At 66.8% G+C, this 24,339-nt stretch carries 23 protein-coding genes; 17 read left to right on the top strand and 6 right to left on the bottom strand.

The features are described from left to right. Window positions 1-140: 140 nt before the first annotated feature. Window positions 141-1,811, bottom strand: a complete 1,671-nt coding sequence (gene hutU, locus ACFPK0_RS08370; RefSeq protein ID WP_377339756.1) for a urocanate hydratase — start codon at window positions 1,809-1,811, stop codon at window positions 141-143. A 137-nt stretch (window positions 1,812-1,948) separates the two neighbouring features. Here hutU and ACFPK0_RS08365 point away from each other — a divergent pair, with 137 nt between their 5' ends. The 5 genes from ACFPK0_RS08365 (at window position 1,949) to ACFPK0_RS08345 (ending at window position 5,590) form a co-directional block, all read left to right on the top strand. After that, complete coding sequence (locus ACFPK0_RS08365) at window positions 1,949-2,683, top strand: sensor histidine kinase (protein ID WP_056603876.1); 735 nt, start codon at window positions 1,949-1,951, stop codon at window positions 2,681-2,683. After that, entirely contained in the window at window positions 2,634-3,023 is a 390-nt protein-coding gene (locus ACFPK0_RS08360) for a response regulator (protein ID WP_377339754.1), read from the top strand. Before ACFPK0_RS08365 ends, ACFPK0_RS08360 begins: the two co-directional genes overlap by 50 nt. Window positions 3,024-3,103: 80 nt before the next feature. Continuing rightward, window positions 3,104-3,499, top strand: coding sequence for a response regulator (locus ACFPK0_RS08355; RefSeq protein ID WP_377339752.1), 396 nt, complete (start codon window positions 3,104-3,106; stop codon window positions 3,497-3,499). Between the two features lie 64 nt (window positions 3,500-3,563). After that, window positions 3,564-5,066, top strand: a complete 1,503-nt coding sequence (locus tag ACFPK0_RS08350; RefSeq protein WP_377339750.1) for an AlkA N-terminal domain-containing protein — start codon at window positions 3,564-3,566, stop codon at window positions 5,064-5,066. Continuing rightward, a complete protein-coding gene (locus ACFPK0_RS08345) occupies window positions 5,063-5,590 on the top strand; it encodes a methylated-DNA--[protein]-cysteine S-methyltransferase (protein WP_377339747.1) in 528 nt (175 codons plus the stop codon). The genes ACFPK0_RS08350 and ACFPK0_RS08345 overlap by 4 nt, the downstream gene beginning before the upstream one ends. Before the next feature lie 119 nt (window positions 5,591-5,709). Here the strand turns inward: ACFPK0_RS08345 and ACFPK0_RS08340 are convergent, their stop codons facing one another. After that, window positions 5,710-6,159: a hypothetical protein gene (locus ACFPK0_RS08340; RefSeq protein ID WP_056603887.1), complete on the bottom strand. Its 450-nt coding sequence runs from the start codon at window positions 6,157-6,159 to the stop codon at window positions 5,710-5,712. Between the two features lie 52 nt (window positions 6,160-6,211). Between ACFPK0_RS08340 and ACFPK0_RS08335 the strand changes: the two genes are divergently transcribed. Both ACFPK0_RS08335 and mfd read left to right on the top strand, forming a co-directional pair. Continuing rightward, window positions 6,212-7,480 carry an alkaline phosphatase family protein gene (locus tag ACFPK0_RS08335; RefSeq protein ID WP_377339745.1) on the top strand — a complete coding sequence of 423 codons (1,269 nt, stop codon included), beginning with the start codon at window positions 6,212-6,214 and terminating at the stop codon, window positions 7,478-7,480. 133 nt (window positions 7,481-7,613) lie between these two features. Then, window positions 7,614-11,084 carry a transcription-repair coupling factor gene (gene mfd / locus ACFPK0_RS08330; protein WP_377339743.1) on the top strand — a complete coding sequence of 1,157 codons (3,471 nt, stop codon included), beginning with the start codon at window positions 7,614-7,616 and terminating at the stop codon, window positions 11,082-11,084. 149 nt (window positions 11,085-11,233) lie between these two features. Here the strand turns inward: mfd and ACFPK0_RS08325 are convergent, their stop codons facing one another. Together ACFPK0_RS08325 and ACFPK0_RS08320 are read right to left on the bottom strand one after the other, a co-directional pair. Further along, on the bottom strand, window positions 11,234-11,899 hold the full coding sequence (locus ACFPK0_RS08325; RefSeq protein ID WP_377339741.1) for an HAD hydrolase-like protein: 666 nt from the start codon (window positions 11,897-11,899) through the stop codon (window positions 11,234-11,236). Further along, window positions 11,899-13,077: a phosphoglycerate kinase gene (locus ACFPK0_RS08320; RefSeq protein WP_377339730.1), complete on the bottom strand. Its 1,179-nt coding sequence runs from the start codon at window positions 13,075-13,077 to the stop codon at window positions 11,899-11,901. Before ACFPK0_RS08320 ends, ACFPK0_RS08325 begins: the two co-directional genes overlap by 1 nt. Window positions 13,078-13,210: 133 nt before the next feature. Between ACFPK0_RS08320 and maiA the strand changes: the two genes are divergently transcribed. Continuing rightward, window positions 13,211-13,867: a maleylacetoacetate isomerase gene (gene maiA, locus ACFPK0_RS08315; RefSeq protein ID WP_056079269.1), complete on the top strand. Its 657-nt coding sequence runs from the start codon at window positions 13,211-13,213 to the stop codon at window positions 13,865-13,867. A gap of 166 nt (window positions 13,868-14,033) precedes the next feature. Here the strand turns inward: maiA and ACFPK0_RS08310 are convergent, their stop codons facing one another. Next, a complete protein-coding gene (locus ACFPK0_RS08310; RefSeq protein ID WP_377339725.1) occupies window positions 14,034-14,912 on the bottom strand; it encodes a universal stress protein in 879 nt (292 codons plus the stop codon). A 223-nt stretch (window positions 14,913-15,135) separates the two neighbouring features. Here ACFPK0_RS08310 and ACFPK0_RS08305 point away from each other — a divergent pair, with 223 nt between their 5' ends. Genes ACFPK0_RS08305 through mnhG form a run of 6 tightly spaced genes read left to right on the top strand, consistent with a single transcriptional unit; the run spans window position 15,136 to window position 21,043 of the window. After that, window positions 15,136-18,030 carry a monovalent cation/H+ antiporter subunit A gene (locus ACFPK0_RS08305; RefSeq protein ID WP_377339723.1) on the top strand — a complete coding sequence of 965 codons (2,895 nt, stop codon included), beginning with the start codon at window positions 15,136-15,138 and terminating at the stop codon, window positions 18,028-18,030. Beyond that, entirely contained in the window at window positions 18,030-18,368 is a 339-nt protein-coding gene (locus ACFPK0_RS08300; protein ID WP_056079278.1) for a Na+/H+ antiporter subunit C, read from the top strand. The genes ACFPK0_RS08305 and ACFPK0_RS08300 overlap by 1 nt, the downstream gene beginning before the upstream one ends. Then, window positions 18,365-19,933, top strand: coding sequence for a monovalent cation/H+ antiporter subunit D (locus tag ACFPK0_RS08295; protein WP_377339720.1), 1,569 nt, complete (start codon window positions 18,365-18,367; stop codon window positions 19,931-19,933). Before ACFPK0_RS08300 ends, ACFPK0_RS08295 begins: the two co-directional genes overlap by 4 nt. Continuing rightward, window positions 19,930-20,415 carry a Na+/H+ antiporter subunit E gene (locus tag ACFPK0_RS08290; protein ID WP_056603912.1) on the top strand — a complete coding sequence of 162 codons (486 nt, stop codon included), beginning with the start codon at window positions 19,930-19,932 and terminating at the stop codon, window positions 20,413-20,415. The genes ACFPK0_RS08295 and ACFPK0_RS08290 overlap by 4 nt, the downstream gene beginning before the upstream one ends. Then, window positions 20,412-20,693, top strand: a complete 282-nt coding sequence (locus ACFPK0_RS08285; protein WP_056079290.1) for a K+/H+ antiporter subunit F — start codon at window positions 20,412-20,414, stop codon at window positions 20,691-20,693. Before ACFPK0_RS08290 ends, ACFPK0_RS08285 begins: the two co-directional genes overlap by 4 nt. Then, the gene (gene mnhG / locus ACFPK0_RS08280; RefSeq protein ID WP_377339716.1) at window positions 20,690-21,043 is read left to right on the top strand and encodes a monovalent cation/H(+) antiporter subunit G; all 354 of its coding nucleotides are present in this window, start codon (window positions 20,690-20,692) and stop codon (window positions 21,041-21,043) included. Before ACFPK0_RS08285 ends, mnhG begins: the two co-directional genes overlap by 4 nt. 51 nt (window positions 21,044-21,094) lie before the next feature. Here mnhG and ACFPK0_RS08275 read toward each other — a convergent pair whose 3' ends face one another. Then, on the bottom strand, window positions 21,095-22,204 hold the full coding sequence (locus ACFPK0_RS08275; protein ID WP_056079296.1) for a PilT/PilU family type 4a pilus ATPase: 1,110 nt from the start codon (window positions 22,202-22,204) through the stop codon (window positions 21,095-21,097). 132 nt (window positions 22,205-22,336) lie between these two features. Between ACFPK0_RS08275 and ACFPK0_RS08270 the strand changes: the two genes are divergently transcribed. The 3 genes from ACFPK0_RS08270 to ACFPK0_RS08260 all read left to right on the top strand — a co-directional run bounded on the left by ACFPK0_RS08270 (window position 22,337) and on the right by ACFPK0_RS08260 (window position 24,285). Further along, window positions 22,337-22,870, top strand: a complete 534-nt coding sequence (locus ACFPK0_RS08270) for a DUF4398 domain-containing protein (protein WP_235577512.1) — start codon at window positions 22,337-22,339, stop codon at window positions 22,868-22,870. Continuing rightward, window positions 22,867-23,508: a hypothetical protein gene (locus ACFPK0_RS08265; protein ID WP_056079299.1), complete on the top strand. Its 642-nt coding sequence runs from the start codon at window positions 22,867-22,869 to the stop codon at window positions 23,506-23,508. Before ACFPK0_RS08270 ends, ACFPK0_RS08265 begins: the two co-directional genes overlap by 4 nt. Window positions 23,509-24,057: 549 nt before the next feature. Next, entirely contained in the window at window positions 24,058-24,285 is a 228-nt protein-coding gene (locus ACFPK0_RS08260; protein ID WP_007081045.1) for a YdcH family protein, read from the top strand. Window positions 24,286-24,339 lie beyond the last annotated feature (54 nt).

Here is a 24,339-nt window from a genome sequence, read left to right as displayed (position 1 = left end):
GCGTCTTACGGCGGACCGGCTATGATTTGCGGTGATGCACGCATGTGATGATGCGTTCCGGCCCAGCCATGGTTCGCTCGCTCTCGACATGGCGGTTCCATGCGAGCAACAGCCAGGCTTCAAGCCTGGCCTTCCGGCGCTCAAATCATCGGCAACTTCAGCCCCTGCTCCTTCGCACAAACCACCGCATCCCCATACCCCGCATCCGCATGCCGCATGACACCCGAGGCAGGATCATTCCACAACACCCGCGCAATCCGCTCATCCGCCTCGCGCGAACCATCGCAAACGATCACCACGCCGGAATGCTGCGAATACCCCATCCCCACTCCGCCGCCGTGATGCAGCGACACCCACGTCGCCCCACCAGCCACATTCAACATCGCATTGAGCAACGGCCAATCGGACACCGCGTCGCTGCCATCCTTCATCGCCTCAGTCTCGCGGTTCGGTGACGCCACCGATCCCGAATCCAGATGATCGCGCCCGATCACCACCGGCGCCTTCAACTCCCCGTTCCGCACCATCTCGTTGAACGCCAGCCCCAGCTTGTCGCGCAATCCCAACCCGACCCAGCAAATTCGCGCCGGTAAGCCCTGGAAGCTGATGCGCTCCTTCGCCATGTCGAGCCAGCGGTGCAGGTGTTCGTCGTCGGGGATCAGCTCCTTCACTTTCTGATCGGTCTTGTAGATGTCTTCCGGGTCGCCGGATAGCGCCACCCAGCGGAACGGGCCGACGCCGCGGCAGAACAGCGGGCGCACGTAGGCGGGGACGAAGCCGGGGAATGCGAATGCGTTTTCGCACCCAACGTCCTGAGCCATCTGGCGGATGTTGTTGCCGTAGTCGAAGGTGGGGATGCCCTGGGCGTGGAAGGCCAGCATCGCGTCGACGTGGGTTTTCATCGACAGCTTGGCGGCGCGGGCGGTGCCGACGGGGTCGGCCTTGCGGCGTTCGAACCACTGCTCCACGGTCCAGCCCTGCGGCAGGTAGCCGTTGACGGGGTCGTGCGCGCTGGTCTGGTCGGTGACGGCGTCGGGCTTGACACCGCGGCGCACGAGTTCGGGCAGGATGTCGGCCGCGTTGCCGAGCAGCGCGATGGATTTCGCTTCGCCGGCCTCGGTGTACTTCTTGATGCGCGCCAGCGCGTCGTCGAGGTCGCTGGCCTGCTCGTCGACGTAGCGGGTTTTCAGGCGGAAATCGATGCGGCTCTGCTGGCATTCGATGTTGAGGCCGCACATGCCGGCGAGCGACGCGGCCAGCGGCTGCGCCGCGCCCATGCCGCCGAGGCCGGCGGTGAGCAGCCACTTCCCTTTCAGGTTGCCGCCGTAGTGCTGGCGGCCCATCTCGACGAAGGTTTCGTAGGTGCCCTGGATGATGCCCTGCGAGCCGATGTAGATCCACGAGCCGGCGGTCATCTGGCCGTACATCATCAGGCCTTTCTTATCGAGCTCGTTGAAGTGCTCCCACGTCGCCCAGTGCGGCACCAGGTTGGAGTTGGCGATCAGCACGCGCGGCGCGTCCTTGTGCGTGCGGAACACGCCGACCGGCTTGCCGGACTGCACCAGCAGGGTCTCGTCGTCGTTCAGTTCGCGCAGCGATTTCAGGATCGCGTCGAAGCACTCCCAGTTGCGCGCGGCGCGGCCGATGCCGCCGTACACCACCAGCTCGGCCGGGTTCTCCGCCACCTCCGGATCGAGGTTGTTCTGGATCATGCGGAACGGCGCTTCGGTGAGCCAGCTCTTGCAGCTGAGCTCGCTGCCACGCGGCGCGCGGATGACGCGGGTGGTGTCGATGCGGGTGGGTGCGCTCATCGATGGGCCTCCGTACGAAGACAAAGCAGTATAGGTCACGCGCTGAAGCACGAGCCGCCGCCGGGAGCGTGCCCGGACGTGAATCGACGGTCACCTGGTGCTATGTACACTCGGGCGCCTCATTGGAGAACCCGGACATGCCCACGGTGACGCAATTGGCGGACGAACTGCGCATCGCGAACGAGGCGTTGGCGACGGCGAACAGGAAACTGGCCGACGCCGACGCGCGACACAAGACCATGATCGGCGAACTCAACCACCGCGTGCGCAACATGCTGGCGGTGGTCAGCGCCGTGGCAAACCAGACCCTGGCGAAAGCGGTCGATGAGAACGTGCTGGACGCGTTCCAGGACCGGCTGCAGGCCATGGCGCGCATCTATAAGCTGCTGACGGAAGCGGGCTGGTCGCACCTGCCGTTCCAGGAGCTGGTGCGCGAAACGCTGGCCGCGAACGTCGATCCATCGCGCTTCTCGCTGGACGGGCCACCGTTGAACCTCGCCCCGCGCGAGGCCCTGGCGCTGGGCATGGTCATCCACGAACTGGCGGCGAACGCGCTGAAACACGGTGCGTTGTCCACCGCGAACGGGCATGTGGAGGTGCGCTGGGAAAACCCCGCCGACCGGGCCGATGCCATCGACATCCGCTGGGCGGAATCCGGCGGCCCGCCCGTGGTCGAGCCGCAACATCGGGGCTTCGGCATGCTGATGGTGGAGCGCCAGCTGGCGTACGAGCTGCAGGGTCACAGCACTGTCACCTATGCCCATGGAGGATTGCGGGCCACGCTGCACCTGCCCCCACAGCAGGCGCCCCAGGAGCATGAGCATGAACGCGGCACATCCCGATGGCCAGGTCGTCATGGTGGTGGAGGATGAACTGCTGGTTGCCGCCACTCTCGAAGCCGCACTGGAAGATGGCGGCTATCACGTGCTGGGGCCGGTCGCGACCGTACCGGCGGCGATCGGCCTGCTGCGGACGTCGCAGCCGGACGTGGCGCTGATCGATTACCGCCTGGCAACAACCACCACCGAAACGCTGTTGCCCTCGCTGAAATCGCGGCACATACCGGTTTGCGTGCTGACCGGCTACGGTGCCGGTCAGCTTCCGGCCGCGTACGCCGGGTTGACGGTTCTGGAAAAACCCTTCCGCATCAAGACGTTGATGGCGACCCTGAGCCGGATCGGTTCCGACAACGGCCCACACGCTGCAACATGATTGCGCTGGCAGAGCGCTCCCCGGCTGCGTATGCTGGTCATCGGGGACACCGATGAAACCGGCACGGCAGGAGTGCGCTTATGGACATCGCAGGATTGCGAGTGATGGTGTTCGAGGATGATTTTCTCCTCGCCGGGACGCTAGCGGACGTACTCGGCCGATTGGGCTGCACGGTCGTCCGCTGCATTGCCGCACTTGATCAGGCCATGGAAGCGGCGCGCACGGAAAACTGCGATTTCGCGGTGGTCGACCTGCAACTGCAAGGCGTGATGGCCTACCCGCTGCTGGACTGCCTGGCGCAACGCGGCATCCCCTGCATCATCGCCAGCTGTCAATCGCGCCAGGACATCCCGCCCCGTTACATGTCGATGCCGGCGATCTCCAAGCCGTACACGACGCGCGAACTTCGCCGCGCGATCGACGTCGCCTGCGGTGCCCAATCCGTGCGCGAATCCTCGGGCGATTCACCCGACTGAACCGTGATGCATTGATGTCCGAAAACGGCGAGTTCACGCCGCAGCGCGGTGCTAGCCTGCGCACATGGACATCACCTCATCCCTGCCCGACCCGCATATCTGCGAACAGGCCCGGCTCAGCCGCGACGCGCGTTTCGACGGGCTGTTTTTCACCGCGGTCAGCAGCACCGGCATCTATTGCCGGCCCGTATGCCCGGCACCCGTGCCGAAGCGGGCGAACGTGCGTTACTACGCGAATGCAGCCGCCGCCGAAGCGGCCGGGTTCCGCCCCTGCCTGCGTTGCCGGCCGGAGCTTTCGCCGGGCAACGATCAATGGCAGCGCGGCGACCACGTGGTGGCGCGTGCGCTGAAGCTGATCGAAAGCGGTGCGCTGGAGGAAAGCTCGCTGCCGCAACTGGCCACCCACATCGGCGTCGGGGCGCGCCAGTTGCGGCGGCTGTTCGTGGAGCGCGTCGGTGCGCCGCCGATCAGCGTGCACACCACGCGCCGGCTGCTGTTCGCGAAGCAGTTGCTGACGGAAACCGCATTGCCGGTGACCGAGGTGGCGCTGGCGTCGGGATTCCGCAGCCTGCGCCGTTTCAACGCGGCGTTCGCCCAGGCGAACCGCATCGCGCCGCGCGAGCTGCGCCGCCACCCGCGCGCGGCCGCCGGCGATGCGCTGGTGCTGCGGCTGGGCTACCGGCCGCCGTACGCGTTCGGTGAGCTGCTGGCATTCCTGCGCACGCGCGCCATGCCCGGCGTGGAGCGCGTGGATGACGACAGCTATGCGCGCGTGTTCGGCCCTGCGGATGCGCCGGGCTGGCTGCGGCTCAGTGCGTGGCCGGGCGAGCATGCGCTGCGGCTGCAATTGCATTGCCCGCAATCGAGCCGGTTGCTCGGCGTGGTGACCACGCTGCGGCGGATGTTCGACCTGGACGCGAACCCGCAGGCCATCGCCGATACGTTCCGCGATGACGCCATCCTCGGTCCGCTGCTGGCACGCCGGCCGGGCCTGCGCCTGCCCGGCGGCTGGGACGGTTTCGAGATAGCGGTGCGCGCGATCCTGGGTCAGCAGATCAGCGTGGCGGCGGCACGCACGCTGGCCACACGCATCGTGCAGCGCTGGGGCCAGCCCGTGGCCGAGGCGCCGATGCCAGGGCTGGAGCGATTGTTCCCCACACCGGAAGTGCTGGCGCAGGCGGAGCTGCGCGAGGTCGGCCTCACCACCGCGCGCGCCGCCACCGTGCGCGGCATGGCGCAGGCCCTCCTGGACGGACGCGTGGACTTTCGCGCGGACCAGTCGCTGGATGAATTCGTAGCCCGCTGGGTCGCCCTGCCCGGCATCGGTGAATGGACGGCGCACTACATGGCCATGCGCGCATTGAGCGAACCGGACGCATTCCCCGCTGCCGACCTGATCCTGCGCCGTGTCGCCACCACCGATTCGACGCCGCTGAGCACGAAAGCGCTCAGCCAGCGCGCCGAAGCGTGGCGGCCCTGGCGCGCGTACACCGTGATCCACCTGTGGCGCGGCACGGCGGATGCACCGCCCGCGCCGCGCTCGAAGAAATCGGAGAAGACCCCATGAAAACCCCGACCGACACGATTCACCACGACGAAATGGCGAGCCCGGTCGGCCGCCTGCAACTGGTGGCGGACGCCGATGGCCTGCGCGGCATCTGGTTCGAGCACGAGCGTGATCCGCTGGTCATCCCGCCGCACTGGATTCGGGTGACCGCAGCGCACGCCTCGGCGCCGATCGCCATGGCCCGCGCCCAGCTGACGGAATACTTCGCCGGTAAACGCCGCCAGTTCGACCTGCCGCTGCACCCGATAGGCACGCCGTTTCAGCTTGAGGTGTGGGAGGAACTGGCACGCATCCCCTACGGCGTCACCATCAGCTACGCGGACCTGGCCCATCGCATCGGCCGGCCCCGCGCGATGCGGGCGGTAGGCGCCGCGAACGGCCGCAACCCGTTGCCGATCATCGTGCCGTGTCACCGCGTCATCGGCCGCGATGGCAGCCTCACCGGCTTCAGCGGCGGCCTGGAAATCAAGCGCCTGCTACTGGATCACGAACACGCGGCGCCGGCTGGCGACTTGTTCGCGTAGTTTCTGTTTGTCTGCGCAATCCCTGTAGGAGCGGCTTCAGCCGCGATGCTCTGGCCCTGGTGTCAGCAGGTGCGAAAAGCGTCGCGGCTGAAGCCGCTCCTACAAAAAGTGCCTGGCTTTCACCCGCCGCTGTTTGCCGGCGCCGGGGCCGGCGGCTGCACCGGCACGCCCCAGTAGCGATCGATCAGGCTTTGCTGCTGGGCGCGGTCACGGTCGCGCCGTGCATCGTCCGCACGGTCGAACTGCCGGCCGGCGGACGGATTGTTCGCATAGGGTTGCCTGGCCACGTCCGACACACCTTGCTGCAGTTGTCCGCGCAGCTGGCTTTGCTGGAATTCCTTGCGCAGTTGCTGTTGCTGCACCTGCTGCTGGAATTGCAGATTGGGCCGCGGCGGGATGGGTGCCACCCGCAGCGGCGGCGCGGTTTTCGGCACCGGCGGCGTGGCGGGTTTGCGCTGCACGGATTGTTGCGGCGCGGCCAACGCAATGCCAAGCGGCAACGCCAGGCTGAGGCCGGCGAGCCAGCGGATACGTGCGTCAAAACGTGTGCGTAGCCATGTCATGGTCATGCATCTGCGCGATCATGGAGGAATCATTCCGCTCCATTTTCAGGCATTGCACATGAACATCCTGTTTCGCCTGCTGTGCGCGCTGCTGCTGGCGCTCGGCGCCGGCTGCGCCACGCAGCCGCCCAGCGCGGGCAAAACCGCCGGTACACATCCGCTCCTGCTGATCTCGATCGACGGCTACCGTCCCGACTACCTCACGCGAGGCTTGAGCCCCACCCTGGCGATGCTGGCGCGCGACGGCGTGCGGGCGCAATCGATGCAGCCCTCGTTTCCGTCGCTGACGTTTCCCAACCACTACACGCTGGTCACCGGCCTGCGCCCGGATCACCACGGCGTGGTCAACAACACCATGTTCGATCCCGAATTGGGCAAGTTTTCGCTGGGCAACCGGCGAGCGGTGAGCGACGGCCGCTGGTGGGATCAGGGCACGCCGATCTGGGAGACTGCCGACCGCCACGGCCTGCGCACCGCCACCATGTTCTGGCCCGGTTCGGAAGCGGATATCCACGGCCACCATCCGGATTACTGGAAGCCGTACGACGGCGCCGTCACACCCGACCAGCGCGTGGATCAGGTGCTGGCCTGGCTGGATCTGCCCGCAGACCAGCGGCCGGGTTTTCTCACCCTGTATTTCGATGGCGTCGACCACGCCGGCCATCATCACGGCCCGGATTCACCGCAGGTGGACGACGCGCTGCGCCAAACCGACGCCGCGCTGGCGCGGCTGGTGAAGGGCTTGCGGCAGCGCGGCCTGTTCGAGCGCATCAACCTGATCGTGCTGTCCGACCACGGCATGGCGAGCGTGCCGCTGCAGAACAGCGTGCTGATCGACAAGCTGATCCCGCTGGACCAGGTACAGACGGTGAGCCTGGGCGTGCTGGCCGGCTTCAATCCGTTGTCCGATTCGCCCGCCGCGCAGGCCGCGTTCACCCGCATCGAGAAGAAACTGGAGCAGCCGCAGCCGAACATGGATTGCTGGGACAAGACCCGCGTACCGGCGCGCCTCGCCTACGGCCACAACGCCCGTGTGCCGCAACTGCTGTGTTCGGCGCACGTGGGTTGGCGCATCACCACCACGGCGTACATGGCCAGCCACAAGGGCCGCGTCAGCGTGGGCGAGCATGGCTACGACAATGCGGCGCCCGCCATGCAGGCGCTGTTCGTGGCGCACGGGCCGGATTTTCGTGCGGGCCTCACGGTGGCCCCGTTCGCGAACGTGGATGTCTATCCGCTGATGGCACACCTGCTGGGCATCCCCGCGTTGCCGAACGATGGTGATTACACGGCGGTGGAGGACATGCTGCGTCCGGCGTCACGCTGAAACCTGGGGAACGGCCGCCACCCACCTTCCCGCAAGTTACACTTGCCCGCTTGTCTCCACGTCATCGCCGCCGGCGACCGTGCCCGCCGACGCCATGGCGCGGGGCACGCTTGCGCAACGGCAAGATTGCCCTATGTCGAAATCCCTGCCGCACCCGCCCCTGCCCACCACCCCGAAACAGCGCCGTTACTGGTCGCCACCGGATGGCTCGGCGCGCGCGCTGCTGATCGCGGAAACCGCCCGTGCGCATCCGGGACTGGTGGTCGCGGTGACGCGCGACACCCAACGCGCCCGCGCGCTGGAAGACGAGCTGCGCGTGTTCAGCGGCGGCTTGCCCGTGCTGCATTTCCCCGACTGGGAAACCCTGCCCTACGACGCGTTCAGCCCGCATCCGGAGATCGTGTCGCAGCGCATCGCCACGCTGTACCGGTTGCCCAGCATCCAGCGCGGCGTGCTGGTGGTGCCGGTGGCCACGCTGATGCAGCGGATCGCCCCGCGCAGTCACATCACCGGCGCGGGCCTGGTATTGGACAAAGGCCAGAAACTGGACCTGGCGCACGAGCAGCGCCGGCTGGAAGCCTCCGGCTACCGGCACGTACCGCAGGTCGCCGAGCCGGGTGATTTCGCGGTACGTGGCGCGCTGATCGACATCTACCCGATGGGCAGCGACATGCCCTACCGCATCGAGTTGTTCGATGACGAAGTGGAGTCGATCCGCAGCTTCGATCCCGAAAGCCAGCGCTCGCAACAGCAGGTGGAAAAGATCGAGCTGCTGCCCGCGCGCGAATTCCCGCTCACCGAGGAATCGGCCAAGTCATTCCGCAGCAACCTGCGCGAGCGCTTCCCGATCGACGTGCGCCGCTGCCCGCTGTACCAGGACATCAAGGAAGGCGTTACGCCCGGCGGCATCGAGTACTACCTGCCATTGTTCTTCGAGCAAACCGCCACGCTGTTCGACTATCTCGCCGACGATGCGCTGTTCGTGCTGGGCGAAGGTGCGGGCGAAGCGGCCGACCAGTTTTGGGCGCAGACGGCCGAGCGCTACGACCAGCGTGCCCACGACATCGAGCGCCCGGTGCTACCACCGGCCGAGCTGTACCTGCCGCCGGAGCAATGGCGCGCGCAGCTCAACAAGCGGCTGCGGGTGGAAGTGGTGGACCCCAGCCACGAGCACGCCGTGGCCGTGGGCACCCAGCCTGCGCCGGAGCTGCCGCTGAACCGCAAGGGCGAAGAGCCCGGCACCTCGCTGCGGCATTTTCTGGCCAGCTATCCGGGGCGCGTGCTGATCGCCGCGGATTCGGCGGGTAGGCGCGAGGCCTTGATCGAAACGCTGGCGGCAGCAGGGCTGAAGCCGCAGAACGTGGAGAGCTGGCCTGACTTTCTCCTCCCCCAGGAAGCAGCAGAGGGAATCAAGTTCGCCATCACCATTGCCGGGCTTGAGCAGGGTTTCGCGCTCACCAAACCGCCGATCACCGTGCTCACCGAGCGCGAGCTCTATGGCGAACGGGTGCGCAGCGAGCGCGACCGCAAGCGCCGCCGCGGCACCGCGCGCGATCCGGAAAGCATCATCCGCGATCTCACCGAACTCACCATCGGCGCGCCGATCGTGCATGTCGATCACGGCGTGGGCCGCTACCAGGGCCTGGTGTCGATGGACGTGGGCGGCATGGATGGCGAGTTCCTCACCATCGAATACGCCAAGGGCGACAAGCTGTACGTACCGGTGGCGCAGTTGGGCCTGGTCAGCCGCTACTCCGGCACCGCGCCGGAACTGGCGCCGCTGCATTCGCTGGGCGGTGACGCGTGGGAACGCGCGCGCAAGAAGGCCGCCGAGAAAGTACGCGACGTGGCGGCCGAGCTGCTGGCGATCTACGCCCAGCGCGAGGCGCGCGGCGGCGAGTCGATGCCGATCGATCGGCAGATGGTGGAAGAGTTCGGTCGCGGCTTTCCGTTCGAGGAAACGCCCGACCAGGAAAGCGCGATCGAAGCCGTGCTGAACGACCTGGCCGCACCGCGCGCGATGGACCGGGTGATCTGCGGCGACGTGGGTTTCGGCAAGACCGAGGTGGCCCTGCGCGCCGCGTTCGCCGCCGCCACCGCGGGCCGGCAGGTGGCCGTGCTGGTGCCCACCACGCTGCTGGCGCAGCAGCATTACCGCAATTTCGCCGACCGTTTCGCCGATTGGCCGGTACGCGTGGACGTGCTGTCGCGCTTCAAGTCCAGCAAGGAAGTGAACGAGGCGCTGAAGCGCCTGGCCGACGGCCAGATCGACGTGATCGTGGGCACGCACAAACTGCTGATGCCCGACGTGAAGTTCAAGAATCTCGGCCTGGTGATCGTCGACGAGGAGCAGCGTTTCGGCGTGCGCCAGAAAGAGCAGCTGAAAAAGCTGCGCGCCGAAGTCGACCTGCTGACGATGACCGCCACGCCGATCCCGCGCACGCTGAACATGGCCATGGCCGGCCTGCGCGACCTGTCGTTGATCGCCACCCCGCCTGCCCACCGCACCGCCGTGCGCACCTTCATCGCCGCGTGGGACCCGGCCACCATCCGCGAGGCCCTGCAGCGTGAGCTGTCGCGCGGCGGCCAGGTGTATTTCCTGCACAACGAGGTGCAGAGCATCGAGCGCACCGTGCGCGAGCTGGAAGAGCTGGTGCCCGAGGCGCGCATCCGCATCGCCCACGGCCAGATGCCCGAGCGCGAGCTGGAAAGCGTGATGGCGGATTTCCACCGCCAGCGCTTCAACGTGCTGGCCTGCACCACGATTATTGAAACGGGAATTGATATACCCACGGCCAACACCATCATCATCGATCGCGCCGACCGCTTCGGCCTGGCGCAGTTGCACCAGCTGCGCGGCCGCGTGGGCCGTTCGCATCACCGCGCCTACGCTTACCTGGTGGTGCCTGATCGCAAGTCGATCACCGCCGACGCGCAGAAGCGGCTGGAAGCGCTGGCCTCGCTGGAGGAACTGGGCGCGGGCTTCACCCTGGCCACGCACGACCTCGAGATCCGCGGTGCCGGCGAGCTGCTGGGCGATGAACAATCCGGCCAGATCCAGGAAATCGGCTTTGGCCTCTACACCGAACTGCTGGACCGCGCGGTGCGCGCGCTGAAATCCGGCAAGGTGCCCGACTTCGACTTGAGCAGCGAACACGAGACCGAGGTGGAACTGCACCTGCCGGTGCTGATCCCCGACGATTACCTGCCGGACGTGCACACCCGCCTGACGCTGTACAAGCGCATCGCCAGCGCCCGCAACGAAGCCGACCTGCGCGACCTGCAGGTGGAAATGATCGACCGTTTCGGATTGTTGCCGCCGCCGGCCAAGCAGCTGTTCGCGGTGGCCACGCTGAAACTGATGGCCACGCCGCTGGGCATTCGCAAGCTGGATCTGGGCGCCAGCGGCGGACGCATCGTGTTCCGCGAGAAGCCCGAGATCAATCCGATGACCATCATCAACCTGATCCAGCGCCAGCCGCGCATCTACAAGCTGGATGGCCGGGACAAGCTGAAGATCATCATGGATCTGCCGGGCGCGACGGAGCGCGTGCGGGCGGCACAGGAATTGCTGGTGACGTTGGGCGCGCGGCGGCCGGGTTGAAGCGTGGTCCAAACAAGCCGTCATTCCAGCGAAAGCTGGAATCCAGTGCCTTCATGCAGTGACCGGGAGTCGCTGGATCCCAGCTTTCGCTGGGATGACGGCAATGGCCTGTTTCGCCAGGACAACGCGCGAGCCTCGATCAGCGCACCCTAAGCATCAGCCGCCAGAGCTGCCGCGGCTTCATTGATAAACCCGGCCAGCTCACCCGGATCATTGGCGATGGCAGTCGCCCCGGCCAACGTCAACTCCTCGCGGCTGCCAAAACCCCACAGCACGCCAAACCCGCGCACCCGGTTCGCCACCGCGCCCTCGATGTCGAAACGGCGGTCGCCGATCATCACCGCATGTTCTGGCGCAGATCGGAAATCGGCCAGCGCGGCAGCGATCATCGATGCCTTCTCGCAATGCGGATTGCCCGGCTCCGGGCCATACACATGCTGGAAAGCCGCGCCGAACGGCAGGCTTTCCACGATCGGCAACGCGTGCAGCCGCGGCTTGCTGGTGACCACTGCCAGTTGATGGCCAGCCGCCTGCAGTCCTTCGATCAACTGAGCCAAGCCCGGATACACGGCGTGCTCGCGCCAGCCGATGGCGGTGAACCGGTCGTGGTAATGACCGATGGCGGCAGTGACTTTCGCCGCATCGTTGTCCATCAACGCGGCGAAGCCCTGGTGCAGCGGCGGGCCGATCCAGTCGCGCAAGGCCTCGGGCGTGGGTGCGGGCACCTGCATCTGCACCAGCGCATGGCGGATGCAGCTGAAGATGCCCAGCTCCGAATCGATCAGGGTGCCGTCGAGGTCGAACAGGCAAAGCATTACTTCGACGCCCGCGCCTTCAGTGCGGTGACCGCCGGCAGCTCCTTGCCCTCCAGGAATTCCAGGAACGCGCCGCCGCCGGTGGAGATGTAGGAGACGTCATCGGCGATGCCGTACTTGTCCACCGCGGCCAGCGTGTCGCCGCCACCGGCGATCGAGAACGCCGGCGAGGCGGCGATGGCGCGCGCCAGGGTTTCGGTGCCCTTGCCGAACGCGTCGAACTCGAACACGCCGACCGGACCGTTCCACACCACCGTGCCCGCCTTGGCGATCAGCTCGGCGTACATCTGCGCGGTGCGCGGGCCGATGTCCAGGATCATCTCGTCATCGTGCACCTCATCGACCGCCTTCACCGTGGCCGGCGCCTGCGCGGAGAACGTGGGCGCCACCACCACGTCGACCGGCATCGGCACTTCGGCGCCGCGGGCCTTGGCGTCGGCCAGCACTTTCTTGGCGGCGTCGATCAGATCGGCTTCGTACAGCGAATTGCCGATCGGCAAACCCATCGCCGCGATGAAGGTGTTGGCGATGCCGCCGCCCACGATGAGCTGGTCGACCTTGCCGATGAGGTTGTCGAGCAAGGTCAGCTTGGTCGATACCTTGGAGCCGGCCACGATCGCCAGCAGCGGCCGCGCGGGTTGCTCCAGCGCCTTGCCCAGCGCGTCCAGTTCGGCCGACAGCAACGGGCCGGCGGCGGCAACCGGGGCAAACTTGATCACGCCATGGGTGGAGGCCTGCGCGCGGTGCGCGGTGCCGAACGCGTCCATCACGAAGATGTCGCACAGCGCGGCATATTTCTGCGCCAGCGCGTCGTCGTCCTTGCCCTCGCCCACGTTCATGCGGCAGTTTTCCAGCACCACCACCTCGCCGCTGGCGACCTCGACGCCGTCGAGGTAATCGGCTACCAGCCGTACCGGCGTACCGAGCTGCTCGCCCAGCCAGGTGGCCACCGGCGCCAGCGAGGACTCGGCATCGAACTGACCTTCCTTCGGGCGGCCCAGGTGCGACAGCACCAGCACCTTGGCGCCGGCATCGCGAGCGGCACGGATCGTGGGCAGGGCGGCGTCGAGGCGCTGGGTGGAAGTGATGTGGCCGTTGTCGATCGGCACGTTCAGGTCTTCGCGGATCAATACGCGCTTGTCGCGCAGATCAAGATCGCTCATGCGGGTGACGGACACGGCAGGACTCCAGTGATATGTTTGGACGACCGCCCGGACCAGGGGCGGCCGGGCAGGAACCGCCTATTGTCCGGCGCGGCCCGCGCTGACGCAAACCGGGACACCCTTCCGGACCACCCGCAGGAGCCGAGCCTTGAGCCCTACCCTGACCCTGTACGGTTATTGGCGCTCCAGCGCCGTCTACCGCGTACGCATCGCGCTGAACCTCAAGGCGCTGGATTACCACTACCAGCCGCTGCACCTGCTGCGCGACGGCGGCGAGCAGCACGGCGCCGATTACCGCGCCTTGAACCCGCAGCAACTGATCCCCTGCCTGCTCGACGGCGACCGCGCGATCACCCAGTCGCTGGCGATCATGGAATACCTGGACGAGACCTTCCCCGAACCAGCCCTGCTGCCTGCCGACAGCCGCGGCCGCGCGCGGGTGCGCGAGCTGGCGATGGCAGTGGCCTGCGACATCCACCCGCTGGGCAACCTGCGCGTGCTGCAGCGCCTGGAAGCGCAGTTCGGTGCCGACGACGTGCAACGCGCGGAATGGTCGCGGCACTGGATCGCGACAGGGTTCGATGCGCTGGAAGCCATGTTGGCCGACAACCCCGCCACCGGTCGCTTCTGCCACGGCGACACGCCGGGCCTGGCCGACGCCTGCCTGGTGCCCCAGTTCTACAACGCCTTGCGCTGGAAGCTGCCGCTGGAAAACTACCCCACGCTGCAACGCATCCACGCCGCCTGCAACGAGCTGGAGGCGTTCCAGCAGGCCGCGCCGGAAAGGCAGCCGGACGCCGTCTGACGATCCCTTCTCCCGCTCGCGGGAGAAGGTGCCCGACAGGGCGGATGAGGGCGCTCTTGCTCTGCGCCGTGAAAAGCGTCCCCCCTCAGCCCTTCGGGCAGCTCCCCCCGCGAGCGGGGGGAGCGAAACCCATCAGATCTTCGGGCAACTCAACCGGGGAGCGACATCATTGTTGCGCCCGCACCAACAACACATCACTGGGTACCGCCGGCACAATGCGCCGCGAGGTGCCGCCCACGAGCAGATGAAAGGCCAGGCCGCGGCGGAACGCGCTGATCACCACCAGATCCGCCTCTTCCCGCATCACATGGTCGCGCAGCACGATTTCCGGGTGGCCATGTTCGATAAGGGGTACGACGCGCTCCTTCACGTCGGCGGCAAGCGGCGTGTCGTCCAGGAACGATCGCATCGTGGCCATTTCCATGCGGGCCAGGTCGCTGCTGTGTTCCGCATCCAGCCACAACGAGGTGTACGGGATATCCAGCACGTGCATCAACGCCAGCCGGGCCGCGGGAAACCACTTGGCGGCGGTGGTCAGGCCAAAGCGGGATTCGGCGGTGAAATCGGTACCGACCACCACGTTGGCGTAGGCATCGTGCGGCCGGCTCTTGACCACCAGCAACGAAGCCGGCGACTTGCGCAGCAGTTGCTCGGTAACGCGCCCCAGCGCACTCGGTGACGACGGTTCGGACGCGCCCAGCACGATCAGGTCGCAGCCCTGTTGCACGGCGGTTTCGAGAATGGCGTCGGCCGGGTTGCCATCGGCCACGTGGATGGTGAGGTCGGCGATCTCCTGGCGCAGATCACGGCGGATCTGTCGCTCCACCAGGACCGGGCTGGAGTAGCCCTGTCGCCACGACGGCTGGTTGATCGGCGACAACTCGTCCTCGGCGGGACACGACTGCACGTGCACGACATGCAGCGGCACCTGCCACTGTTGCGCCAGTTGCGCGGCGCGATCCAGGGCGCGGTCGCCGTGGCTGCGCAGATCGGTCGCCAGCAGTATTTTTTGCGGTGGCGCGAGGCTTGAAGCGATCGCAGTCATGCGCGCTCTCCGTGGTCCCTGCAGGTTGACATGAAGGCGCGGCCGGCCGTTTGAACCCGACAGCGCGACCACGACTATAGAGCTTTGCGGGTAGATCGACGCGGCCTGTAGACTCGGAAATGGCGCTCGTTTTCGCGACTCATGCCTTCCGTCCGCGGAAGCGCATGGCGATGCGTGCGCTGCGCGACCGGTGCTGCCGGCGTATTCCCCGAACGGTGGCCCGATGCCTTACGACCTCGCTGCACTCGCCATGCTCTGCCTGCCCTTCCTGGCCAGCGTGGTCGTGTTGATGGTGCGTGGGCGGCAATGGGCGACATGGCTGATGATCGCCACCGCGGCGGCGTGCCTGTTGCTGGCGGTGGGCATCTATCCGGCGATGGATGGCGGCCACGCGTTGCGCCACGTCGTCCATTGGGTGCCGTCGCTGGGGCTGGATCTGGTGCTGCGCGTGGATGGCTTCAGCTGGCTGTTCCTGATGCTGATCTGCGGCATCGGCCTGCTGGTGGGTGTGTATGCCCGCTACTACATGCCGCCGGACGATCCGCTCAATCGTTTCTGCGCGCTGCTGCTGGCGTTCATGGGCTCGATGCTGGGCATCGTGATGTCCGGCAACGTGATCCAGCTGGTGTTTTTCTGGGAGCTGACCAGCATTTTCTCGTTCCTGCTGATCGGCTACTGGAACCAGGGCGCGTCGGCGCGCGAGGGCGCGCGCATGGCGTTGATCGTCACCGCCGGCGGCGGCTTGTGCCTGTTCGCGGGGATGATGTTGCTGGGTCACATCGCAGGCAGCTACGACCTGGATGTGATCCTGGCCGCCGGTGAACAGGTGCGCGCCGACGCGTTGTACACACCGATGCTGGTGCTGGTGCTGCTGGGCGCGCTGACCAAGAGCGCGCAGTTCCCGTTCCACTTCTGGCTGCCGCAGGCGATGTCGGCGCCGACGCCGGTTTCGGCGTTCCTGCATTCGGCCACGATGGTCAAGGCCGGCGTGTTTCTGCTGCTGCGTTTCTGGCCGGTGTTGTCGGGTACCGACGCCTGGTTCTGGCTGGTGGGCGGCGCCGGCCTGCTGACCCTGCTGCTGGGCGCAACCGCAGCCGTGTTCCAGCAGGATCTGAAGGCGGTGCTGGCGTATTCGACGATCAGCCATCTGGGTTTGATCACCATGCTGATTGGCCTGGGCAGCACGCTCGGCGCGGTGGCGGCGATCTTCCACATCGTCAACCACGCTACTTTCAAGGCATCGCTGTTCATGGCCGCCGGTGCGGTGGATCACGAAACCGGCACGCGCGATCTGCGGCGGCTGGGCGGCCTGCGCCACGTCATGCCGATCACCGCCACGCTGGCGGTGATCGCCAGCGCCGCGATGGCCGGCGTGCCCTTGCTCAACGGCTTCCTGTCCAAGGAGATGTTCTTCGCGGTGGCGCTGACCACCCATCGCGGCCCCGCGGTGGACATGGCCGCCGCGGCGATCGCCGTGCTGGCCAGCGCGTTCAGCGTGGTCTATTCACTGCGTTTCGCGCTGGGCGTGTTCTTCGGCCCCGCGCGCGACGATTACCCGCGCCAACCGCACGAACCGCCGCGCTGGATGCGCCTGCCGATCGGCCTGCTGGCGCTGGCCTGCGTGCTGGTGGGCATGCTGCCGGCGCGGGTGATCGGGCCACCGTTGCGCGCGGCGGCGTATTCGGTGCTCGGCGAGGCCACGCCCGCGTTCAGCCTGGCGGTGTGGCACGGGTTGACCCCGCCGCTGTTGATGAGCGCGATCGCACTGGTGGCCGGGTGTGTGGTCTACGTGGTGCTGCGCGGTTATTTCGCGGGGCGCGAAACGCTGCCGCTGCTCGGCCGGTTCAGCGGCAGGCGGATCTTCGAATGGATGCTGACGCTGCTCACCGCCACCTTGCCGGCCGCGCTGGAAGGCTTGTTCCCCAGTCGCCGGCTGCAACCGCAGTTGCTATTGATTGTGCTGGCCGCATCACTGGCGGCGGGCATGGCGATGTGGGGTTCGTCGCTGCCGCTGTCGCTGCATGGCTCGGGTGTCGATCCCGCGTTCGCACTGCTGTGGTTGCTCGGCGGCGCCTGCGCGATAGGCGCCGCGACGCAGGCGAAGTTCCATCGACTCGCCGCGCTGCTGCTCACCGGCGGCGCCGGCCTGGTGTCGTGCATCAGTTTCGTGTGGTTGTCGGCGCCGGATCTGGCGGCGACCCAGTTGCTGGTCGAGGTGGTCACCGCCATCGTTATCCTGCTCGGCCTGCGCTGGCTGCCCAAGCGCATCAGCGGCATGGCACCGGACAGCCGCCGTGCCCGCCTGCGCCGCCGTCGCGACATGGTGATCGCCGCCGGCGTGGGGTTGGGGCTGGCGACGTTGGCCTACGCGGCCATGCTGCATCCGGTGGCCGATTCGATCTCGCACTTTTTCCTGGAGCGCGCGTACACCGAGGGCGGCGGCCACAACGTCGTCAACGTGATCCTGGTCGACTTCCGCGGCTTCGACACCCTGGGCGAAATCAGCGTGCTGGCGATCGTGGCGCTGACGGTTTTCGCGCTGCTGCGCCGCTTCCGTCCGGCGATCGAGAGCGTGGACGCGCCCGCACAGCAACGGTTGCAGGCAGCCTTCGAGGCCAGCGACAACGGCACCGCTTCGGTAGTGGCCGATTACCTGCGCATCCCGGGCCTGATCGTGCAGTTGATGGCGCCGGTGATCGTGCTGTTCGGCCTGCATCTGTTCCTGCGCGGGCATGACCTGCCTGGTGGCGGGTTTGCCGCCGGCATCACCGTGTCGGTGGCGCTGGTGCTGCTGTACATGGCGCGCGGCGCGCGCTGGGTGGAGGTGCGCCTGCGGGTGGCGCCGTTGCGCTGGATCGGCGCCGGCTTGCTGCTGGCGGTGAGCACCGGCCTGGGCTCGCTCGCGTTCAGCTACCCGTTCCTCACTTCGCACTCGCGCCACGCCGACATACCGTTGCTGGGCGAGCTGCCGCTGGCCACGGCGATGCTGTTCGACCTGGGCGTGTTCTTCGTGGTGGTGGGCGCCACGTCATTGATGCTGGTGGCGCTGGCGCACCAGTCGCTGCGCCGCCCGCGGGTATTGGGCGAGCCGGTGGTCGATGCCGAGGGAGATCGCTGATGGAGGCGGTATTGGCATTGGCGATCGGCGTGCTGGCGGCATCGGGCGTGTGGCTGCTGCTGCGCCCGCGCACGTTCCAGGTGATCATCGGCCTCACCCTGATTTCCTACGCGGTGAACCTTTTCATCTTCTGCATCGGCGGCTTGCGCACGGGCGCGGACCCGGTGCTGCGCAGCGGCGCCGACATCACGCAGTACGCCGACCCGCTGCCGCAGGCGCTGGTGCTGACCGCGATCGTGATCAGCTTCGCCACCACGGCGTTGTTCCTGGTGGTGCTGCTGGCCTCGCGCGGGCTCACCGGCAATGACCACGTCGACGGCAAGGACGGCACGCCATGAGCGCGCATCTGCTGGTATTGCCGATCGTGCTGCCGTTGCTGGTGGCCGCGTTGCAATTGCTGCTGGGCGAGCGGCGGCGACGGCTGGTGGCCGCGTTGAGCGTGGCGTCCTGTGTGGCGCTGGTATTGCTGGCCGCCGCCCTGTTGGTGGGCGTGACCGGCGCAGTGGCCGGCGACGGCCTGACGGCGGTCTACCGCGTTGGCGACTGGCCGGCCCGGTTCGGCATCGTGCTGGTGGCCGACCGGCTGTCGGTGCTGATGCTGCTGCTTACCGCGGTGCTGGCGCTGGCCCTGTTGCCGTGCGCGCTGGGTCGCTGGCAACAGCCCGGCGGCCCGGTGCAGCCGATGTTCCAGTTCCTGTTGATGGGCTTGAACGGCACCTTCCTCACCGGGGACCTGTTCAACCTGTTCGTGTTCTTCGAGGTGCTGCTGGCGGCTACTTATGGCCTGGCGCTGCATCGGCCGGGCGCGCGCCGGGTCAGCGCCGGTTTGCATTACATCGCGGTCAACCTGCTCGCCTCGATGCTGTTCCTGGTGGGTGTCAGCCTGATCTTCGGGGTCACCGGCACGCTCAACATGGCGGCGCTGGCCCAGCTGATTCCCACGGTGCCGGACAACACGCGCGCCTTGCTGCATGCCGGCGCCGCGATCCTGGGCGTGGCGTTCCTGGTGAAGGCGGCGATGTGGCCACTGGGGTTCTGGTTGCCGCGCACCTACGCCGCGGCGACGTCGCCGGTGGCCGCGATGTTCGCGATCATGACCAAGGTGGGGGTCTACGTGCTGCTGCGGTTGAGCCTGTTGCTGTTCGGCAGCGATGCCGGCCCGGCCTCGGCCCATTTCGGCGACAGCTGGCTGCTGTGGGGCGGCATGGCGACGGTGGCGGTCGGGGTGGTCGGCATGCTGGGCGCGCGCGACCTGGGCAAGCTGGCCGGCTACAACGTGCTCATCTCCTCGGGCACCCTGCTCGGCGCGATCGGCCTGCAGCATCCGGCGGTCACGGCGGGCGCGCTGGCTTACCTGGTGATCTCCACCCTGGCAATCGCCGCGTTTTTCCTGCTGGCCGGCATGCTGGCGCCCGACGACGAGGCCGAGGCGACGCCACTGCTGGAACCGTACGATCCGGCCGGTGAGGCGCTGTACGCGGACGAAGACGAGAACCGCGCCACGCTGCCGGCGCCGGTGGCGCTGCTGGGCATGTGTTTCCTGGTCTGCGCGCTGGTGCTGGCCGGGCTGCCGCCGTTGTCCGGCTTCCTGGCCAAATTCGCCCTGCTGGCACCGATGCTGGAAACCGGGGCGGGCCGCGGCGCAATAGCGTTGTTCACCCTGGTGGTGGTGGCGGGCTTCTGCACGGTGATCGCGATGTGCCGCACCGGCATCCAGATTTTCTGGGCCGATGAGGATTGGACCTTCCCCCCCATCCGCCTGGGCGAGGCCGTATCGGTGCTGATCCTGCTGGGATCGTGTCTGGCCTTGAGCGTGTGGGCCGACGCCCCGCTGCGCTACCTGGCGGCCACCGCCGAGCAATTGCACGCACCGGCCCATTACATCCGCGCGGTGTTCCCGTGAGGCGCTGGCTGCCGCATCCGCTGATGGCCGGCTTCCTGCTGCTGGCCTGGTTGCTGCTGCGGCAGAGCCTGGCGCCAGCCACCGTGGCCAGCGGCGTGGTGATCGCGCTGGGGCTGGCGTGGGCGTTCGGCAAGCTGCGTCCGCCACGGGCGCGGGTGCGTCATTACCCGCTGCTGGGCAAGCTGCTGCTGCGGGTGTTGCGCGACATCGTGCGCTCCAACCTGGCGGTGGCGTGGATCGTGCTGCGCCGACGCGGGCGGTTCACTTCGGGCTTCGTAGCGATCCCGCTGGAGCTCACCGACCATTACGGGCTGGCCGCGCTGGCCTGCATCATCACCTCGACGCCGGGCACGATCTGGGTCGATCACGACTCGGCCCGCAACGTGCTGCTGATCCACGTGCTGGATCTGGTCGACGAGGCAAGCTGGATCGACACCATCAAGCAACGCTACGAGCGGCCCCTGCTGGAGATCTTCCAATGAGCCATGGTTTCCTGGCGTTCGCCATCGTGGCGGCGCAATACCTGCTGTTGCTGGCGATGGCCTTCTCGATCATCCGCATGGTGCGCGGGCCGCGCGCGCAAGACCGCGTGCTGGCGCTGGACGCGCTGTATGTGAACGCGATGCTGTTGCTGCTCAGCATCGGCATTCGCACCGGCAGCGAGCTGTATGTGGAGGCGGGCCTGATCATTGCCCTGCTGGGCTTTGCCGGCACGCTGGCGTTTTCCAAGTTCCTGCTGCGTGGCGAGGTGATCGAATGAACCATCTCGACGCGCTGCCACCGTGGGCCGCCGTGCTGGTGGGAGTGCTGGTATTGCTGGGCTCGGGCTTTGCCTTCGTCGGCTCGCTGGGCCTGCTGCGCCTGAAGGATTTCTACAAGCGCGTGCATGCACCCACGCTGGGTACCACCTTCGGCGCGTTCTTCATGCTGGCCGGCTCGATCATCTGCTTCTCGGTGGCGCACGGGCGGCCGATCTTCTACGAGATCCTGATCGGCGTGTTCCTCACCCTGACCACGCCGATCACGCTGATGCTGCTGGTGCGCGCGGCGCTGTACCGCAATCGGGTGGAGGAAGCACAGGAGCCGCCCCGGCGCACCACGCTGGAATGAGGCGTGGATGTTTGTCCTTGTGGGCGCCCGTTTGGACCGGCGCCCGGTGGCTCAGAAACCCATGCCGTAAGGGTCGTTGCCCGCCAGTTCCGCGTTGCTGCCGCCTTCGGCCAGGCGGATCTTCAGGGCCAGGCCATCGCGTGAATCGGACTTGTTGAGCGCTTCTTCCAACTCCACGCGGCCTTCCTTGTACAGCCGGTAGAGCGACTGGTCGAAGGTCTGCATGCCTTCCTGCAGGCTGCGATCCATCGCTTCCTTGATCTCGTGGGTCTGGCCACGGCGGATCATGTCGCGGATCAGCGGGGTATTCAGCAGCACCTCGGCGGCGGGAATGCGCCGGCCGTCCTTGCCGATCACCAGGCGCTGGCTGATCACCGCGCGCAGGTTCAGCGCCAAGTTCATCAGCACGTTCTTGTGCGCCGATTCGGGGAAGAAGTTGAGGATGCGTTCCAGTGTCTGGTCGGCGTTGTTGGAGTGCAGCGTGGCCAGGCACAGGTGGCCGGTTTCGGAGAACGCGATCGCCGCTTCCATGGTGTCGGTGTCGCGGATCTCGCCGATCATGATCACGTCCGGCGCCTCGCGCATCGCGTTCTTCAGCGCCTCGTGGTAGCTGTGCGTATCCAGCCCCACCTCGCGCTGGTTGACGATGGATTTCTTGTGCCGGTGCAGGTACTCGATCGGATCCTCGATGGTGAGGATGTGGCCGGACGAGTTGCTGTTGCGCTGGTCGAGCATCGCCGCCAGCGTGGTTGACTTGCCCGAGCCGGTGGCGCCCACCACCAGGATCAGGCCGCGCGGCTCCATGATCAGGTCGCGGAAAATCGACGGCAGCTGCAGCTGGTCGATGCTGGGGATCTCGCTCTTGATCGCGCGGATCACCATGCCCACTTCGCCACGCTGCTTGAACACGTTGATGCGGAAACGGCCGGCGTCCTTCACCGCCAGCGCCATGTTCAGTTCCAGGTCGCGCTCGAACTGCGGCACCTGGCCTTCGTCCATCAGCGAATAGGCGATTTTCTTGACCATGCCGTTGGGCAGTCCGGTATTGCCCAAGGGGTAAAGCTTGCCCTCCACCTTGATGTTCACGGGGGCGCCTGTCGACAGGAACATGTCGGACGCGCCCTTGTCTACCATGAGCTTCAGGAAGTAACCGATGTCCACGTATGACCCCTGTAACAGTGTGCGTTGCAATGAAGGATTATGCCTGCACACAATACGCTTCAAAACTCGATTAGGAATGTGATGGTGCACATCTTTTTCCAGCCGGCGCGGGCCTCCCGCCGACTTTTTGCGATGGCGACCGCCCTGGGCGTGGCGCTGATTATTGGCGGTTGCGCCAGCGTGCCGCCACCGGACAATGCGATGAACCTGGCGCAGAACCAGTTGCAGGCCGCACGCGACGCCGATGCGGCCGATTACGCGCCGGTCGACCTGGGGTTTGCGCAGGACAAGTTCCAGCAGGCACAGAACGCGATGGCGCAGCGCAAATATGCCGACGCCGCCAATCTGGCCGATGAATCGCGGGCCGACGCCGAACTGGCCAGGGCCAAGGCACGACTGGGCGCGGCGCGCGCGCAGATCCAGGCCAAGGTGCAGGAGAACGCCCGACTGCGCCAACAGGGTGAGCAGGATGCGTCATCCCCTGCCCCGGCGGAGAACGACTACGCACCCACCGGGAACGCCGCCCCGCAACTCGACGACATGCCGGCACCGGCGGCTTCGGCACTCACCGCACCGGCGCCGGGCGAAGGTTTTCAGACCGTACCCAGCACCCCGGCCCAACCCGACCAGACTCCCGATCCCACTGCACAGGGGAGCCAGCCATGAAACGTTTCCCCACCCTTTTCGCCGGTGCACTGCTGGCCCTGGCTGGCGCACAAGCCGTGCATGCGGCGCAGGACGACATCGACGTCAACCGCCTCAACAACAGCCTCGATCAACTGGCCAACGATCCCACGTTGGGCAATTACGCCCAGGCCGAACAGGGACGCGCCCACGATGCAATCAACCGGCTGGCCCAGGCGCGTTCGCGCGACCGCGCGCACGAGTTGTATCTGGCCGAGCGCCGGGTGGACCTGGCCAAGGCTGCGGCGCAATTGCAGGATGCCCAGCTCAAGCTGACCCAGCTCGATCGCGAGCACGACCAGATCCTGCTCGACAACAGCCGCCGCGAAGCCGACCGGGCACGCCGCGAGCTGGAGCGCCAGCGCATGCAGTACCAGATGGCGCAGGAAGAAACCGCCCGTCTGCAACAGCAGGGTGAAGCGTATTCGCAGGCTGCCGAGCAGGCCCGCAACGAGGCCGCAAAAGCCAAGCGGCTCGCCGCCGCCCAGAGCAAGGTCGCCAGGGCCGCACGGCGTGAAGCCGAGCTGGCGACCAAGGTGGCCAAGGCGATGCGTTCACAGATGCAAAGCGGCGACGAAGCACCCGCAGCCACCCCGGCACCGAAACCGAAGAAGCCGTAAATCGCGACGTCGGTTTCCCGCGAGCACCGCCCCTCTTCCCAACCCTCTCCCCTGCAGGGGAGAGGGAGCTATCCGGTGTCCTCGAAGTAGGTCCGTAGCGCCAACGCACCGCAAAGTCCGAAGCGACCGTGACCTCCTCTCCCCCTTGGGGAGAGGACACAGGAGAGGGGCCGGTGCTTGCGAAAATGCCCAAAAATACGGGCACCCGACAGCCCGAAGACCGCGCCACACCAAGCCCCGTCACGCACTTTGTCCGCCACCGCCAACCTGAACGCAAAAGCCTGTTTCGACAGGTTTTTTCTTTTAATTTGACCGCGTTCAAACAAGCCGTGAAACCAGCTTGCTAACCCCCCCGGGCCGGTGTAGGGTCAAAGTCCCATGGGCACCCTGACCCATGGGTCACTGACCTGAATTCATGCCCATCAGCGTTCACATCCCCACCCGCGATTCCGGAGTCCCGGCGCGGGTCGTTGGTGCGCGCATGCATTCATACGTCTGCGGGCGACCGCAACCAGGCGCCCGCCAGCCCACTCGCGAGGAGGTCGGATCATGTTTGAAAACCAGCAGCGTGACGATGTCGAGGCTTTGATGAAGGCGGATGCCGAATTCCGCCGGCTCTATCAACGGCACAAGCAACTCGACAGCAAAGTCCACGATGCCGACATCGGCGTACTCCCCATCGACAACCTCACCCTCAACAGCATGAAGAAGGAAAAGTTGCAGGCCAAGGCTCGGCTCGAACGGATGTGGGAAAGTCGCAGAACCCTCACGCATTAACCTGCCCGGTTTGACATGACACGCGGCCCCGGCCTCCTTCGAAAGACGGATGCC

The sequence above is a fragment of the Rhodanobacter ginsenosidimutans genome (assembly GCF_042655685.1).
Classification (GTDB): Bacteria; Pseudomonadota; Gammaproteobacteria; order Xanthomonadales; family Rhodanobacteraceae; genus Rhodanobacter; species Rhodanobacter ginsenosidimutans.
The sequence above is the reverse complement of the archived record's forward strand: the minus strand, read 5'-3'. Positions and strand labels throughout refer to the sequence as shown.